This is a genomic window from Natronorubrum marinum, from assembly GCF_052040125.1.
Lineage (GTDB): Archaea > Halobacteriota > Halobacteria > Halobacteriales > Natrialbaceae > Natronorubrum.
The window spans coordinates 1-729 of the sequence record NZ_JBPPFV010000009.1 but is presented as its reverse complement, the minus strand read 5'-3'; the positions used below and the strand labels follow the sequence as shown (position 1 = coordinate 729).

The following is a 729-nucleotide window of genomic DNA, read 5'->3' as shown; positions in this document are numbered from 1 at the left end:
CTTACTACAGATTCGCATCTGGTTCATTGTATACAGGACCTTGTATGCCCCGTCGCTCTATCGCCAACTGATTTCACGCCCTATTGCACCTCCCTTCTGGGGGTACTTTTCAGCGTTCGTTCACACTACTTGTTCGCTATCGGTCTTGAGGAGTGTTTAGTCTTTGCAGTCGATGCCTGCAATATTCACGAGGGATATCCAACCCCCGATACTCTGGAGCTGACTCGTCTCTTACTGCTCTACACTACGGGACTGTCACCCTGTCTCGTGCTCTATTCCAAGAGACTTCCTGTAGAGGGTCTGAGAGTGGTCGTCAGTCCGAACACCACATTGCCCGTAAGGGCTTCGGTTTGGACTTCATCGCGTTCATTCGCCATTACTAACGACATCACGATTACGTTTTCTTTTCCTGTCGATACTAAGATGTTTCAATTCTCGACGTTCCCCATTGCGCGAAGCAATTGCGGTGGGGATTCCCATTCGGAAATCCTGAGTTCTTCGCCTCCGTGCGGCTCCCTCAGGCTTATCGCAGCTTGGCACGTCCTTCTTCAGCTCTCAAGCCGAGCGATCCACCAGCTGGCACAGTAGCCACGTTCATCGGATCTGAATTGCAACGGAAGTTGTAATTCAAGAGTGACCCGGGAACGGGTCCAGTGGACGCCTGGACTACACGTACACACGGTCTCATCTGCACGCCGTAGACGCGGCATGCATTAACCCTTCCCAGCC

1 rRNA gene is annotated in these 729 nt (G+C 52.3%); it reads right to left on the bottom strand.

Features of this window, described 5'->3' with window-relative positions:
* Positions 1–597, bottom strand: a 23S ribosomal RNA gene (locus ACSFC5_RS23315); the annotation flags it as partial.
* Positions 598–729 lie beyond the last annotated feature (132 nt).